Source organism: Streptomyces sp. CA2R106, assembly GCF_037034245.1.
Taxonomy (GTDB): domain Bacteria; phylum Actinomycetota; class Actinomycetes; order Streptomycetales; family Streptomycetaceae; genus Actinacidiphila.
On sequence record NZ_JBAGKC010000013.1, the window covers coordinates 54,053 to 69,359 of the forward strand.

Annotated in this window: 9 protein-coding genes; all 9 read left to right on the forward strand. The window is 75.6% G+C overall.

The features are described from left to right. The first annotated feature begins 139 nt into the window (after positions 1-139). On the forward strand, positions 140-1,540 hold the full coding sequence (eccD, locus tag WA788_RS19990) for a type VII secretion integral membrane protein EccD (RefSeq protein ID WP_335979200.1): 1,401 nt from the start codon (positions 140-142) through the stop codon (positions 1,538-1,540). 34 nt (positions 1,541-1,574) lie between these two features. Continuing rightward, a complete protein-coding gene (gene eccB, locus WA788_RS19995; RefSeq protein WP_335979202.1) occupies positions 1,575-2,951 on the forward strand; it encodes a type VII secretion protein EccB in 1,377 nt (458 codons plus the stop codon). Next, on the forward strand, positions 2,944-6,432 hold the full coding sequence (locus WA788_RS20000; RefSeq protein ID WP_335979204.1) for a hypothetical protein: 3,489 nt from the start codon (positions 2,944-2,946) through the stop codon (positions 6,430-6,432). Before eccB ends, WA788_RS20000 begins: the two co-directional genes overlap by 8 nt. Further along, positions 6,429-9,725 (forward strand): right-handed parallel beta-helix repeat-containing protein, encoded by a 3,297-nt coding sequence (locus tag WA788_RS20005; RefSeq protein ID WP_335979205.1) that lies wholly within the window; start codon positions 6,429-6,431, stop codon positions 9,723-9,725. Before WA788_RS20000 ends, WA788_RS20005 begins: the two co-directional genes overlap by 4 nt. Positions 9,726-9,815: 90 nt before the next feature. Beyond that, complete coding sequence (locus tag WA788_RS20010) at positions 9,816-10,151, forward strand: WXG100 family type VII secretion target (RefSeq protein ID WP_202238224.1); 336 nt, start codon at positions 9,816-9,818, stop codon at positions 10,149-10,151. 72 nt (positions 10,152-10,223) lie between these two features. Then, the gene (locus tag WA788_RS20015) at positions 10,224-10,511 is read left to right on the forward strand and encodes a WXG100 family type VII secretion target (protein WP_335979207.1); all 288 of its coding nucleotides are present in this window, start codon (positions 10,224-10,226) and stop codon (positions 10,509-10,511) included. A gap of 6 nt (positions 10,512-10,517) precedes the next feature. Continuing rightward, positions 10,518-11,084, forward strand: a complete 567-nt coding sequence (locus WA788_RS20020) for a hypothetical protein (RefSeq protein WP_335979209.1) — start codon at positions 10,518-10,520, stop codon at positions 11,082-11,084. Between the two features lie 150 nt (positions 11,085-11,234). Further along, positions 11,235-14,792, forward strand: a complete 3,558-nt coding sequence (locus tag WA788_RS20025; protein WP_335979210.1) for a hypothetical protein — start codon at positions 11,235-11,237, stop codon at positions 14,790-14,792. Positions 14,793-14,854: 62 nt separating this feature from the next. Further along, complete coding sequence (locus tag WA788_RS20030; protein ID WP_335979212.1) at positions 14,855-15,292, forward strand: YbaB/EbfC family nucleoid-associated protein; 438 nt, start codon at positions 14,855-14,857, stop codon at positions 15,290-15,292. Positions 15,293-15,307 lie beyond the last annotated feature (15 nt).

Below are 15,307 nucleotides of genomic sequence, written 5' to 3' on the forward strand. Positions count from 1 at the left end.
GCAACCGCCGCCACGCCGCCCCCGGCCGCCCCGCCCCCGGCCGCCGCAGGGCCACCGCCGACCGTACCCCCGTCGCCACCTCCCGAGCCGCCCGCGGCGGCCGTGGCGGCGGCGTGCCCCACCGCACAGGAGCGACGCGATGACCAGTGCCTCCGTGATACCCGCAGCAGGCACCGGCACCGAGGTGTGCCGGGTGACCGTCGTCGGCCCCGGCGGCCGGGCCGACCTGGCGATCCCCGTCACGCTGCCGCTGGCCGCGCTGCTGCCCGTCCTCGTGGAGCATGTCGTCTCCGACGTGCGCGACCGGGGTACGCCGTGGTCCCTGCAACGCCTCGGCGAGCCGCCGCTCGACCCCGACGGCACCCCCGACGCACTCGGCCTGCACCACGGCGACGTACTCCACCTGCGCCCGGTCGAGGAACCGCTGCCCACCCTGCACTTCGACGACATCGCCGACGGCGTCGCCCACGTCGTGGGCGCCCTGCCCGGCCGCTGGCGCCCCGAACTGACCCGCGCGCTGGCCCTGACGATGGCCGCGCTCGCCACCGCCTTCCTCGCCCTCGCCCTGCTCAGCGGCGGCCCCGGCGACTTCGCCGGATACGGCGCGGGCGCCGCCGCCGTGGTCCTCACCGCGGCCGCCGTCACCGGCGCCCGGTTCACGGCCGACCCGGCCGCCGTACTGACCGGCGGCATCGCCGCACTGGCCATGGCGGCGCTCGCCGGACTGTCCTTCCGCACCGGCCCCGGCGGCGGCTTCGACCCGGGCGTGCCCGGGCTGCTGGTCACCGCCGGGTGCGTCACCGCGGTCGCCGTCGCGCTGGTCGCCCTGCGCGCCACGCCCTTCCTGGTGCCGGGCACCGCGGCCGTCGTCGCCGCCGCCACGGCCGCCACCATCGGAGTGCGCACCGCCTTCGACTGGCGCACCGGCCAGGCCGTCGCCGTGGCCGGCGTCGCCCTGTTCGTCCTCGGCCACTTCGCCCCCCGGATCACCCTGCGCGCCGCCCGGCTGCGGGTACCCCAACTGCCGCACAACGCAGCCGAGTTGCAGGAGGACGTGGAGCCCGAACCGCAGGAGCGGGTCGAGCGCCGGGTCCGCGCCGCCACCTCCTACCTCGACGCCCTCAGCATCGGCTTCGCACTCTGCTTCGGCGTCGTGTTCTGGTTCATGGTCCATGAACACGGCTGGATCGGCTGGGCGCTGCCGCTGGTCTTCGGCGCCGCGGTGCTGCTGCGCTCCCGCGGCCTGACCGGCACCCTCCAGCGGGTGCCCACCGTCATCGCCGCCGGCGGCGGCCTCGCGCTGCTGCTCCTCCAGCAGTGGACCACCGGCGGCACCGGCCACCGCGGCGTGGCCGTCGCGCTCCTGCTGCTCACCGTCGTCGCCCTGCTCGCCGCCGCCTGGCGGCTGCCGACCGGCCGCCTGCTGCCCGTATGGGGCCACAGCGGCGACATCACCGAAATGCTCGTCGCCATGGCGCTGCTGCCGCTGCTCCTGCAACTCCTGCACGTCTACGCGCGGTTGCGCGAGATGACGAGCTGAGCACCCGGACCGGAACCGAGAGGAGGACCACCCCGTGCAGACCCGCCGCGACCACGTCCAGGCCTACCAGTTCGCCGTCGGCCGACTGGCCACCGCACTCGTCAGCGGCGACCCCGGCCGCGGCGACAGCCCCACCCGCCGCGCCTCGCTCGGCACCTTCTTCGGCGTGGGCATCGTCCTCCTGCTCTGCGTGGGCTTCGGCGTCTACGGCCTGATCGCGCCCGCCCCCGACCACTCCTGGCGCGCCTCGGGCGCCTACATCGTGGAGAAGGAGACCGGCAACCGCTACCTGTACGTGGGCGGCGTGCTGCGCCCGGTCCGCAACTACGCCTCGGTGCTGCTGCTCGCCGGGCACGCCACCGCGCACACCGTCTCCCAGCAGGACCTGTCGGGCATCCCGCACGGCACCGCCGTCGGCATCCCCGGCGCACCCGACGAGGTCCCCGCCCCCGCCGAGGTGCTCGGCAACACCTGGACCCGCTGCCTGCGCCCGGAGCTCAACGGCGGGCAGAGCCTGGACCTCAGCCCCGCCGGGCACACCACCGCCGTCCCCGCCGGCCGGCAGGCGCTGCTCGCCGGCCCCGACGGCACCCGCTTCCTGCTGTGGAAGGGCACCAAGTACCCCGTCCCCGGCCAGGCCACCCTGCTCGCGCTCGGCCTGGACACCGACCGGCAGACCGCCGCCCCCGCCGACTGGCTCGCCGCGGTGCCCACCGGCCGCGCCCTCACCGCGATCCGCCCCGCCGGACTGGGCGAACCCGCCGGGAAGGTCGCCGGACACACCGTCACCGTCGGGCAGCTGTTCACCACGGGCACCGCGGCGGGCGGCGCGGCCGACACCTCGTCCGACCCGACCGGGAGCGCGGGCCACTACTACGTGATGACCCGGGACGGCGTCGCCCGCACCACCGCCACCGAGTCCGCGCTGCTCGCCGCCCAGCCGCACATCCCCGCGCCGCTCCAGGTGCCCGCCTCCGCGCTGGCCGCCGTGAAGATCGCCGACGACCCCGCCATGGCCGGCGCGCTGCCCGACGTGGCCGGCGCGCCCGCCGTCGCCGGCACCGGGCAGGCGGTGTGCCTGGCCCAGCAGGTCGACGGCCGCACGCTCGACTCGCAGGTCGTCCTGGAGACCGGCGCCGCCGCCACCGGCAGCCGCGCCGTGGTCGTCCCGCCCGGCCACGGCGTCGTCGCCGCCAGCCGCGAGGAGGTGCTCAAGAAGGCCACCCACCCGCGGACCTTCCTCATCACCGACGACGGCACCGCCTACCGGCTGGCCAACGACGACACCACCGCCGCGCTCGGCCTGTCCGGACTCGTCTCGGTGCTCCCCGACGACCTGCTCGCCCTGCTCCCCACCGGCCCCGAACTGACCAAGCCGGGCACCAGCGGCACGGGAGGCAGCGGTGTTTAAGAGCATCAAGTCCCTGCTGCCGCCCGGCCCCGCACTCCAGTGCCGCCCGGCGGGCGACGCGCTGCTCCTCCAGACCAAGGGCCGCAACGACCAGGCCGCCTGGCGCTTCGCCGGCGCCCTCGCCCGCGACGACCAGCACACCGTCGTCGTCGTGGACGTCCCCGGCATCCCCCCGGACACCGCCGCCGACGCCATGGCCCGCGCACTGGCCGACAGCGGCGGCAGCCTGCGGATGGTCTTCGGCAACGGCACCTCCGCGGAGATCCGGCGGGCCGGCCAGCGGATCGCCGAGGAACTCGGCAAGGTCGTCGTGGTGCCCGACGGCGAGGTGCTCCCCACCGCGGGCGGCGGGCTCTACATCCCCGGCGGCCACGGCTCCGGCTGGCTGCGGCTGCGCCCCGGCCGCCCGGTCGAGCACGACTCGATGGGCTTCCCCAAGCCCCGCTGGCAGTTCTCCATGGCCGACCGCCCCTGGGCCACCAGCCCCTACGCCGTCGTGGAACCGCTGCCCTGCGGGGTGTGGGTGCGCGGCGCGCTGCCCGACGGCGCCGACGACCACCGCCGCCGGCTCTTCGGCCTCATCGCCGTCGACCCCGACGTGATGACCGTGGTCCTCGGCTGCCCCGGCGGCCCGGCCGTCCCCCTCGCGGACGTGCTGCGGTTCTGGGAGACCGTGCTGCCCTCGACCCGCTCCCGGGTGCGCTTCGTGCACTACGGCCCGGTCGCGCTGCCGCAGGAGGGCGAGGCACTCGGCCAGCAACTCGCCGACGCGCTGGAACACCAGGTCGTGCTGTACACGGGAGCGGCCGAGGACGACCCCGCCGCGCCCGGCGACGCGGACGCGGCCGACGCCGGTGCGGCGGGCGGGGGTCGGACGAGTAGCCCGGCGGGCGGGGGTACGGGCAGCGGCGCCACGTTCGTCCGCGAGGTCCTCTACAGCCCGCGCGGCACCGAGGGCGCGCCGCCGCCCGCGCTGGCCGGGGTGCGCGCCCCGCTGCCCGGCTTCCACCCGGTCGCCCCGGGCGTCTACGAGTACGCCTTCGACGCGGTCCTCGAAGTGGTGCAGAGCGGGCTGTGGATGCGCCCGCCGGAGGAGCCCGCCGACGGCGACGACGTCCGCCGGATCGCCCCCGTCCCCGGCGACCGGCTCTTCCTCTACCACCGCGGCTCCCCGGAACTCGCCGCCCGCATGCGGGCGTTGGCCGAGGACGCGCTCTGGCGTCTTGGCGCCGACGCCCGCGGCGACTTCGTCCTGCGGCCCGCCGACGACCCCGCCGTCGACACCGGCGCCTGGTACGCCGAGCCGATCGCCGTCCCCGACCCCTACGAAGCGGTGACCGCGGCGATCCCCCCGGCCACCCGGCCCGCGGGCACCGCGCCCTGGACCCCGGTCACGGTCGAGGGCTCTGCTCGGGACGCCGTTGCCGATAACGATGTCGTGACGGCAGAGGCGGTCGAGGCCGAGGTGACCCTCGGGTCTCCGGCCCCAGCCCCGGCCCCGGCCCCGACTCAGGCCGCCGCCTCCGCCGCCGTGACGAGCCCGTTCCAGGCGGAGGTGTGGGCCACCGCCGCCGAGGACCTGTCCGCTCCCGCACCGGCGGCACGTGCCGCCGCCGCACCGGAGCCGGCCGGACCCCGGCCGCTGCCCGAACTCACCGCGGGGCTGGGCCTTCCCACGGGGTGGGTCACCTCGACGGCGACCGAGTCGGTGCCGGCCGAGCCGGCGGTGGCCGAGCCGTTCGCGGTCGAGGCGGTGGTGGCGGAGACGGTGGGGGCAACGGCCGTGGCGGGCGCGGGTGTTGCGGGGGAGGGTGTGCCGGAGCCGCCCGAGGCGGTGGAGCCGGTGGAGCCGGTGGTGGCAACGGGCGTGGCGGACACGGTCATTGCGGAGGAGGGCGCGCTGGCGCCGCCGGTGCCGGTGGAGTTGCCCGCGGTGGTGGAGCCGGTGGAGCCGGCGGAAGCAACGGGCGCGGTGGACACGGTCGTTGCGGAGGAGAACGCGCCGGCGCCGCCCGAGGCGGTGAACGCCGGGCCCGCGGCGCCCGCCGTCCTCGTACCCATGCGGCCCATGCCGGAGGCGGACCAGCCGTCCATCCGGCGGCTCCCGCTGCCGCTGGCCCACCCGGCCACGATCTTCCCGCCGTCCCCGGACTCCCCGTCCCCGGATGCCGTGCCCGCGGACACCGCGCCGACGGCTGCCCCCGAACTGCCGGCAGAGCCGGACGCGTTGCCGTCGAACGGCGCCGAGGCCCCACGTCCCGCCGCCCCGCCCCCGGGGACGCTTCCCCTCCTGGGCGGCCTCCCGGTGCCCCCGAGCACGCCGCCCGTCGCGCCGCCTGTCGCACCGCCCCCGATGCCGCTCGCCCCGCCGACGGTGGCGGCCGAGCCCGCGGCCCCGCCCGCCCCGGCCGCACCGGCGGTGACCCCGGCGGCGGCCCCGCCCGCCCCGGCCGCGCGGCCCGCGGGGCTGCGGTTGGAGTCCGCGGGCGCGTTCCCCGCGGCGCCGGTGACCGTGGAACCGCCAGTCAAGCCGATGCCGCCGGCCGCGGACAGCGCCCCCGCCGAGAAGGCCCCCGCGCCCGCGGCCCCCGCCGGAGCCCCGCCCGCCCCCGCGGCTCCTTCCGGGGTGCGGGTGCAGCCCGTGCCGAAGGGAGCCGCGTGCGCGGTGCCGCCGGAGCGGGGTATCGAACGGGAGCGGGACTGGGTACGCAAGACGTTCCGCGCCCAGTACGACGTGGCCGCGGGCACCGTGTCGCGGGTGATGTCCGAGGTGCCGGGGCTACGGGGCGGCAGCCGCGAGAAGGCGACGGACGCGCTGATCGACCTGGTGGCGGTGCGGCTGTACCTGACGGGCAACAGCGCGGGCGTGGACGCGTCGGTACGCTCCGCGCGGGTCGGGCCGCACGTGCCGCTGGCGCGCTGCGTGGCGTCGGGCCTGCGCCGGCTGCCGTCGTACCGGGGCATCGCCGTGCTGGGCGCGGAGCTGACGGACGCCGAGCGGGCCTGGTACCGCGACGGGCGGCTGGTGACGGAGTGGTCGTTCTGCGCCGCCTCCGCGCAGCCGATCCAGGAGGTCGCCGAACGCCCGCGGTTCGTGGTGTGGTCGATGACCGCGCGGCGCACCAGCCTGCTGGACGGCTCCGCGCCGGACCGGGTGGTGTTCCTGCCGGGCACCACGTTCAAGGTGCTGCGTCCGGCCGCCGCTGCGGGCGACCTGGTGCTGATCCGCGAGATGGCGGCGACCGAGATCGGCGCGGACGGCCGGGTCGCCCCCGGGCGGACGGCGCTGGACGAACGGGCCCTGGAGAGCCTGGAGCGGGCCGCGGCCGCCCTGCCGAGGACGCCGGTCGCCGCGGACGCCGACCGGCCGCGTACACCGCACAGCCCGCCCGGCCTGATGCCCGAGGCACCCCGGCCGGGCGCCCGGGCCCGTACCGACGCACCCGCAGCGGGCGCGCACGACAAGGGAGCGACGCAGTGAACCGGCAAGTGCTTGTGGTCTCCCCGGACCGGCCCGGCGCGTACCGGACGCTGACCGAGGCGCTCGCGGACGCCGCCGAGGGCGCGCTGATCACGGTGGGAGCGGGCCGCTACGACGAGGCGCTGCACCTGGTGCGGACCGTCACGCTGGCCGCCGACGGCGCCGGGGGCACCGCCCATGTGCACGCCCCCGCGGGCAGCACCGTGGTGGTGGACGCCGAGGCCGTGCAGATGTCCGGGCTGCTGCTCAGCGGCGCCGACCCGGAGGCGCCGGTGCTCGACGTGCGCCGCGGGCAGGCCGCGCTGGACGGCTGCCGGGTGGCGGGCGAGGCGTGGACGGCGGTGCTGGCGTGGGACACCGGGACGGTGGCGCTGCGGGACTGCCAGGTCTCCAACCCGCGGGGCGCCGGCGTGGTGCTGACTTCCGGCGGCGGCAACGTGGTGGAGCGCACCACCGTCGCCGAGGCGGGCTCCTCCGCGGTGGTGGTCGCCGAGCAGGGCCGGTTGACGCTGCGCTCGTCGACCCTGGACCGCGCGGCGGGCAACGGCCTGTGCGTCAACGGCCGCGGCGCGGTCGTGGTGGAGTCCACCCGGATCACCGGCAGCGGCAAGCCCGCGCTGGCCGTCGAGCAGGACGGGCGGGCGGAGTTGACCCGCGTCGAGGTGTCGGGCAGTGCCGGGCTGGACGCGTATCTGGCCAGTACCGCGGGCGCGACCCTGACCGAGTGCACCTTCAGCGGCTCGCGCGGCGAGTCGGTGTACGTCAAGGACAGCGCGCCGGTGCTGCGCGACTGCGTGGTCAGCGGGGCCGCGCAGGTCGGGCTGCACGCCGCGGCGGGCGGCCGGCCGGTGCTGGAGCGCTGCCGGATCGAGGGCACCCCGGTGGGTGTCCTCACCGAGGACGGCGCCGAGGTCTCCGCCGGCGAGTTGGACGTGCGCGGCGCGTCCACCGCGGCGCTGCGGCTGGGCGGCGGCGCCATCCGGCTGACCCGGCTCGCGGTCGCCGACGGCGGCCCCGCCGTCCAGGCGCTGGGCGGCGCGCGGCTGGACCTCGACGAGGGCGAGGTCGCGGTCACCGGCGCCGCCGGCATGGAGCTGGGGGAGCGGGTCACGGCCCGGCTGTCGGAGCTGCGGCTGCGGGTCGGGGGCGGCACCGCGCTGGCGCTCGCGGACTCCGCGCAGGCCGAGATGGAGTCCGCGACCATCGAGGGCGGCACCGTCGTCGTCGGCACCGACAGCCAACTGACTGCCCGTGACAGCGAGTTCCGCGGCTCCGACGGCGACGGCCTGCGGGTGGCCGGCGGCACCCTGACCGCCGTCGGCTGCCGGGTGCACGGCGCCGGCGCCAACGGCGTGCACCTCGCGGCCGGTTCACGCGCCGAGCTGAGCAACTGCACCGTCTTCGACAACGCCGGCGAGGCCGTCCGCTCGCAGACCGCCGAGCCGGTCGGTATCCACGACTGCGACCTGCGCGACGACTCCGGGCCGCACGGCGGGCGTTCGGGCGGCGGCAAGGAGCTGACCGCCACCGCCGCGGACGGCGGCTCCGGGGGCTTCGGCGGGCCCGGTGCCGCCTCGGTCGTGCAGAGCGCCACCGGCGCCGGACCGCTCGCCGAACTCCAGTCGCTGGTCGGCCTGGAGAGCGTCAAACGCGAGGTCACCGGCCTGATCGACCTCAACAAGATGACCAAGCGGCGGATGGAGATGGGCCTGCCCATGCCGCCGATGAGCCGCCACCTGGTCTTCGCCGGCCCGCCCGGCACCGGCAAGACCACCGTCGCCCGCCTGTACGGCGCGGTCCTGGCCGAACTCGGCATCCTGCGCCAGGGCCACATCGTGGAGGTCGCCCGGGCCGACCTGGTCGCGCAGATCATCGGCGGCACCGCCATCAAGACCACCGAGGTCTTCACCAAGGCCCTCGGCGGCGTCCTGTTCATCGACGAGGCGTACACCCTGACCAACCAGTCCCGCGGCTCCGGCCCCGACTTCGGCCAGGAAGCCGTCGAGACGCTGATGAAGCTGATGGAGGACCACCGCGACGAGATCGTGGTCATCGTCGCCGGCTACTCCGCGCAGATGGACCAGTTCCTCGCCTCCAACCCCGGCATGGCCTCCCGCTTCGCGCGCACCATCGAGTTCCCCAACTACGCACCGGACGAACTCGTCACCATCGTGCGCGGCCTGTGCGCCAAGCACTACTACGAACTGGACGACAGCGCCCTTGAGGCCCTCGACCGCTACTTCGTGGAGGTCCCCAAGGGCGACACCTTCGGCAACGGCCGCGTGGCCCGGAAGATCTTCGAGGAGATGATCGGCCGCCAGGCCACCCGGCTGTCCGCCCAACCCCACCAGGACGACAGCGCGTTGAGCGTCCTGACCGGCGAGGACGTCACCGAGGCGCCCAGCGCCCCCGGCGGCGCCGACGGCGCGGCCGAACCCGAACTGCCCGAACTGCCCGGCCTGCGGCGGCTGGCCGCCGTCACCGGCCTGGACACCGCCCGGGCGGCCCTGCGCACCCGGCTGCGCGCGCTGGCCGCCGCCCAGCAGCGCCCCGGCGCCGGCCCGGAGCCGCTGTCGGTCCGCGCCAACGTGGTGCTCGAAGGCCCGCCCGGCAGCGGCCGCCGCGCGCTGGCCGCGCTCTACGGGCGCTGCCTGGCCGAACTGGGGCTGCTGCCCACCGGCGCCACCCGGCAGGTGCGGCTGTCCTCGCTGCCCGCCCGCTGGGCCGAACAGCCGCTGCTGCGGCTGGCGTCCGCGCTGGAGGAGAACAGCGGCGGCCTGCTCGTACTGGAGTGGACCGAGGCGTTCGAGCAGCGCAGCCCGCAGTCCCGCGAGGCCGTGCTCGGCGCGCTCGCCCGGATCGTCGCCGTGCCCGGCGACACCGTACTGGCGCTGATCGGCACCCCCGAGCACCTGATGGGCCTGATGCGCGAACGCACCGACATCGCCCAGGGGTTCGCCGAGTACGTCCGGCTGGCGCCCTACACGCCCGAGCAGTCCGTGGAACTGGTGCGGCGCCGGCTGCGCGGCTACGGCTTCCAGCTGGACGAGGACGCCGCCCAGGCGCTCGCCGAGACCTTCGGCCGCTCGCCCGAGCCGGTCGGCGCCCACCGCGCGCACCGCCTCGCCGAGCACCTGGCCGCCGGCGCCCGGGCCCGCACCGTGACCACCGCCGACCTGCCCCGGCCGGAAGCCGAGCAGGCCGCGGTGCTCGCCCCCGACGAGAGCGCGCCGCCCCCGGCCGCGCCGCCCGAACCCCCGCACCAGCGGCCCGAGCCGCTGGCCCGGCTGTAAGGACTTCCGGCCCGCCGCGACCCAGCGCCACCCGCGGCAGGCCGGGACACCGAAGCACCACACCGACACCGACGAGAGGACCGCCCGACCATGGCACTGACATCAGTCGAACTCCAGGGAATGACCGCCGCCCAGGGCACCTTCCAGACCGCCCTGGACGACGGCGCCACCTCCTACGCCCAGATGGCCGGCCAGATCGACGGCCTGCGCGGCAGCTGGACCGGTGACGCCTCCACCATCTACGGCAACGCCATGCAGGCGTGGCTGGACGACTTCAACAAGGTGAACCAGGCGCTGCGGACGATGCTGGAGAAGCTCCAGCAGAACACCAACGTCTACGCGAACACCCACGAGGAGACCCAGCAGACCGCCAACCAGGTCGCGCAGAACATCGCGTCCGGCGTCACCAGCCTGCCCGGCTTCTGAGCCGCCCGCACCGCAGCACCCCCGCATCACCGCACCACGCCCGTTCCACCCTCTTTCCTCCAAGGAGCCCCCGTGGCGACGTACACCGTGCAGATGGAGCAGGTCGACGTCATCGTCGGCGAGATGAACGCCATCACGCAGCGCATCAACCAGGCCCTCCAGGACCTGGACAACCAGGCCAAGATCAACCTCGCCGAGTGGACCAGTGACGCGCAGGCCACCTACGCCCAGGTCAAGGCGCAGTGGGACGCCGCCGCCGCGGACATGACGCAGAAGGCGGCCCTGGCCACCCAGCAGCTCGGCAACATCAACGAGTACTACTCCCAGGGCGAGCGCGCGGGCGTCCAGCTCTGGGGCTGACCTGCCATGACCTACGGAACCCTCGACGGCACCCTGCCCCCGACCCCGTCGCCGCCGGCGCACAAGCCGGAGCAGTACGACGGCGGCACGACGCTGCCGAACGGGCAGGGCACGTACTCCGACGACACGCCGTTCTCGGCGCCGACGGTACCCGGCGGCTCCGGCAGCGGCTCGGGGACGAGCGTGGACACCCCGTCGATGAAGCTCTTCGCGGACAACATCGACAAGCTCATCACGCCCACGCAGGAAGCGGCGAAGAAGCTCGACCCGATCAACGTCGCGCCGGGCGCCTTCTACCACGCCGACCAGATCCGCACGAAGGTCAACGGCCTCAACGCCGACGACGGGCTCAAGGCCCAGTACGGCAAGGTGCTGGCCGACCTGGTGCAGGGCCTGGGCGACCTGCGCGACGGAGTCCGCCAACTGGCGTCGAACTACGCGACGTTGGAGGACGCCAACAAGATGACGTCCACGGACCTGGACAAGGCCATGCAGTCGACGAGCGGGGACTTCACCGTGTTGTTGACCGACGCGGGCGGATCGAGCGGCGGGACCGGCGGGACCGGCGCGTAGGCGGCCGCACCGGCCGGCGGGCGACACGGCGGGCCGGAGACGGCAGGCCGTGCGCACGTGTCCCGTCCGGCGGGGCGGCCCGGGCCACCGGACGCCCCGCCGGGCGGGACCGGCGCACAGCGACGGCGTATTGACGGAGGACTTGCGCACATGGGCACCGACTACGACAGCAACGGGTTCTCGCAGGGCGACGACGGGTCGATCTACGGCGACCCGACGGCGACCGGCTCGATCTCCGACTACGACAGCTGGGACTGGAAGCAGATCGAGGCCGCGATCCGCGGCATGTCGGCGGGTGTGGACGACTCCGACAACCTCGACCGCGCCGCTTCGGTCGCCTCGCCGCAGAGCCTCCAGGACGCGGCGAACGTCTTCTACCACGTGCAGATGGTGCTGTCGGGTGTCGCCAAGGCCCTCCAGGACCAGGCGAAAGCCCTCGCCGGGGACGACGGGCCGTGGAAGGGCGACGCCGCCGACGCCTTCTACGACATGATGAGCACGTTCTCCAAACAGGTCGCCGCGACCGCCGACGTGCTCTCCGGCGGTACCAGCGGCTCGGGCAACTCCGTGCCGCAGCAGCTGGCGGACAACGCCGTCAACCTCACCAACGCGCAGAACAAGATCCACGAGATCGACGTCTGGTACGCCCACCAGGCGACCTTGATGGGCGTCACGCCGATGAGCAACGGCCTGATCCCGGTCAGCAAGAAGCCCGAGCTGGTCAAGATGCTCAACCACGACATGCGCCAGGTGCTGAAGAGCCTGGCGGCCGACTACCAGGTGACCATCGACTCGGTGCGCCCGCCCGGCACCATCACCGGCCCCGGCGCCGGCGACACGCCCCCGGTCGACACCCCGCCGGACGACATCACCGACCCCGGCGACCAGGTCGGCGACATCACCCCCGCCGAGATCGGCCCGCTCGCCAACACCGACACACCCGGGATCGACGCGCAGGGGCCGGAGGCACTGACCGACCCCGACGGCTACACCGCCGCCGAGAACGCGCTGGCGCCCTCTCCGTACTCCGGCAGCCTCGACACCAACGGGCCCGGCTCGGGCCTGAGCGACGGCAGCGGGCTCGGTGACGACTCCGGGCTCGGCGGGCTCGGCGGCGACAACAGCACCATGGACCCGAACGCGCTGGACAGCGCGCTCAACCCGGCGGCGTACGACGGCGGCACCGGTGTCGACGGCACCGGCGGACTCGGCGACGGCTCCGGACTGGGCGACGGCTCCGGCCTCGGCGGCACCGACGGGGTCGGCGACGGCACCGGACTCGGCGGGCTGACCCCCATCACCACCCTGCCCTCGCGCTTCGCCGGCGGCACCGGCGTCGACGGCACCGGCGACCTGCCCGGCTCCGACCTCGCCGAGGACCCCAGCACCTGGGACGACGGCACGACCGCCGCCGACTACCCCGGCGACACCGGCATCGGCGGCGACGCGGCCCTGGGCGACGACAGCGGGCTCGGCGACGAGGCGGGCCTGGGCGGCCTCGGCGACGTCAAGAGCGTCTCGCCGTCCGCGTTCCCCGGCAGCACCTCCACCGCCGGCAGCGTGCCCACCGCGGGCGACCTCGGCCTGGAGTCCGACACGCCCGGCTACAGCCCCTCCGCGTTCCCCGGCTCCACCGGCCTGTCCAGCGGCTCCGGCCTCACCAGCGGCAGCGGCAGCGGGATGCCGTTCATGCCGGGGATGGGTGGGGCTTCGCAGGCGGCTCAGCAGGGTGGTCTGGAGCGCAGCGACGCGTCCGGTCTGCTTGATCCGACGGCCGAGCCGTGGTCGGGGGATGCGAGCACGGCGGGGGAGGGGTTGTTGCCGTCGGGTGGGGTGCCGGTGGGTGCGGATGGGGGGTTGGATCTGGCGGGTTATGAGCCGTCGGAGTTCCCGGGGTCGTCGGAGTTGGGTGGTGATGCTGCGGGAGTTGGCAGTAGCGGGAGTGGGATGCCGTTCATGCCGGGGATGGGTGGGGCTTCGCAGGCGGCTCAGCAGGGTGGTCTGGAGCGCAGCGACGCGTCCGGTCTGCTTGATCCGACGGCGGAGCCGTGGTCGGGGGATGCGAATACGGCGGGGGAGGGGTTGTTGCCGTCGGGTGGGGTGCCGGTGGGTGCGGATGGGGGGTTGGATCTGGCGGGGTTCGAGCCGTCGGAGTTCCCGGGGTCGTCCGAAGTGGCCGGTGATGTGGGGGGTGTTGGGGCGTCCGGGAGTGGGATGCCGTTCATGCCGGGGATGGGTGGGGCTTCGCAGGCGGGGCAGCAGGGTGGTTTGGAGCGCAGTGACGCTTCTGGGTTGCTTGATCCGACGGCGGAGCCGTGGTCGGGGGATGGGGATACGGCGGGGGAGGGGTTGTTGCCGTCGGGTGGAGTGCCGGTGGGTGCGGATGACGGGTTGGATCTGGCGGGTTATGAGCCGTCGGAGTTCCCGGGGTCGTCCGAAGTGGCCGGTGATGTGGGGGGTGTTGGGGCGTCCGGGAGTGGGATGCCGTTCATGCCGGGGATGGGTGGCGCCTCCCAGTCCGGGCAGCAGGGTGGCCAGGACCGTAGTGACGCGTCCGGGCTGCTCGACCCGACCGCCGAGCCGTGGACGGGCGCGTACGACCCCGCGTCCGGCGAGGTCGCGGCGGCCGGGACCGTACCCGGCGGGCAGGGCGCACTCGACCTGCCCGGGGACGTGGCGGAGGAGGAGCAGGCGGCAGCCGCCCCGAACGGGGAGCCCGGCATGATGATGCCGGGAACGGGCGGTGTGCCGGGCAGCGGCGCGGGCCGGGAGGAAGGCGTGTCCTCCGACGCGTCCGGACTGCTGGCGCCGAGCGCGGACCCGTGGACGGGCGCGGGCACGCCGGACGCCGAAACGGCGGGCCAGGTGCCGGCCGCACCGGGCACGCTGTCCGGGCTGCCCGCGGCCGCGGAGACGGGCGGGACGACGGCCGAAGGGCTCGCCGTACCCGCCGCCGCGGCAGCCGCCACCCCGTTCCTGCCGATGGGCGGGCTCGCGGCGCCCGGCGGGACCGGCCGCGGGGACGACGAGGAGCACGGCACGCTCGTGGAGCCGACCGGCGAGGCGTTCGCCGAACCCGCGGCCCCCGAGGCGCTGGCCGCCGACGCGCTCGCGTCGGGGATGACCGCCCCGGCTGTGCCGGGGACCCCGGAGCACGACGGCGACGCGCAGTACGCCACCGCCCCGTCCCCTTACGACACGGCGGGCGCCGACGACCTCGGCGACCCGCTGGTCGTACTCCGCCCCTCCGACGACGACCTGGCGGAGGAGGACACCGCCGCCTGGGGCGTCGCGGGCGCGGCGTTCGCACCCCTGCTGTGGGCGGGCCGCCCGGAGGAGGAGCCCGAGATCAGCGCGCCCGGGTACGCCACCGCCGACGAGGGCACCTGGGGCATGGGCCCGGCGGGTGCCCAACAGACGGCAGAGCGGCCCGAGACGGCCGAGGGCGACGACCAGCCGCTGGCCACCTGGCGCCCCAACCGGCCCGCGGCGGGCGGCGAGACGATCGTCCTGCCGCCGGCCGACCAGCCGCTGTCCTGCGCCGCCGCGTCCCCGGACGACGACTGGGACGAGGAGGAGCCCGAGGCGTCGCACGAGGAGCCCGACGAGGAGGAGTCCGCCACGCGCGGCATCGCCGACCTGCTGGTGCAGGAAGGCGACACCTGGGGCGCCCCGCCGACTGCCGACGGCCCGCCCGGGGTGTACTGAGCGGCCCCCGCGGAAAGGACCCGGAACGGCTCGGCACGGCGGCGACGCGAGGAGAGGAAGCCATGAGCACCCCGTACGACCAGGAGATCGAAGAGCTCCTGGAGCTGTACCGCAAGCAGCGCGACGAGGCCGTCGAGACCCGGCGGCAGATCAACGAGGTGACCGGCACCGCGACCGCGCCGCGCCAGACGGTGAAGGTGACCGTCGGCGCGCAGGGCGATGTGACGGCCATCGAGTTCCCGACCGGCGCCTACCACCGGATGGCGCCCAAGGAACTCGCCGACGCGCTGCTGTCCACGATCCGCGAGGCCCGCGCCGACGCGCTGGAGAAGGTCGCCGAACTCACCTCGCTCGCGCTGCCGCCCGGAGTGACCGTGGGCGACCTGCTGCGCGGCGAGGTCGACCCGAAGGCGATCCTGCCCGACGACCCGGCGATGCCGGACCAGGTGCGGGACTACATCGACAACGGGCGCCCGGAGGGAGCCGCCGGCCGCCCCTAGCCGCGCCCACCTGCC

Coding starts and splice junctions, on each gene's coding strand:
- eccD (WP_335979200.1), top strand. CDS start 140: ATGACCAGTGCCTCCGTGATACCCGCAGCAGGCACCGGCACCGAGGTG.
- WA788_RS20010 (WP_202238224.1), top strand. CDS start 9,816: ATGGCACTGACATCAGTCGAACTCCAGGGAATGACCGCCGCCCAGGGC.
- WA788_RS20020 (WP_335979209.1), top strand. CDS start 10,518: ATGACCTACGGAACCCTCGACGGCACCCTGCCCCCGACCCCGTCGCCG.
- WA788_RS20025 (WP_335979210.1), top strand. CDS start 11,235: ATGGGCACCGACTACGACAGCAACGGGTTCTCGCAGGGCGACGACGGG.
- WA788_RS20030 (WP_335979212.1), top strand. CDS start 14,855: ATGAGCACCCCGTACGACCAGGAGATCGAAGAGCTCCTGGAGCTGTAC.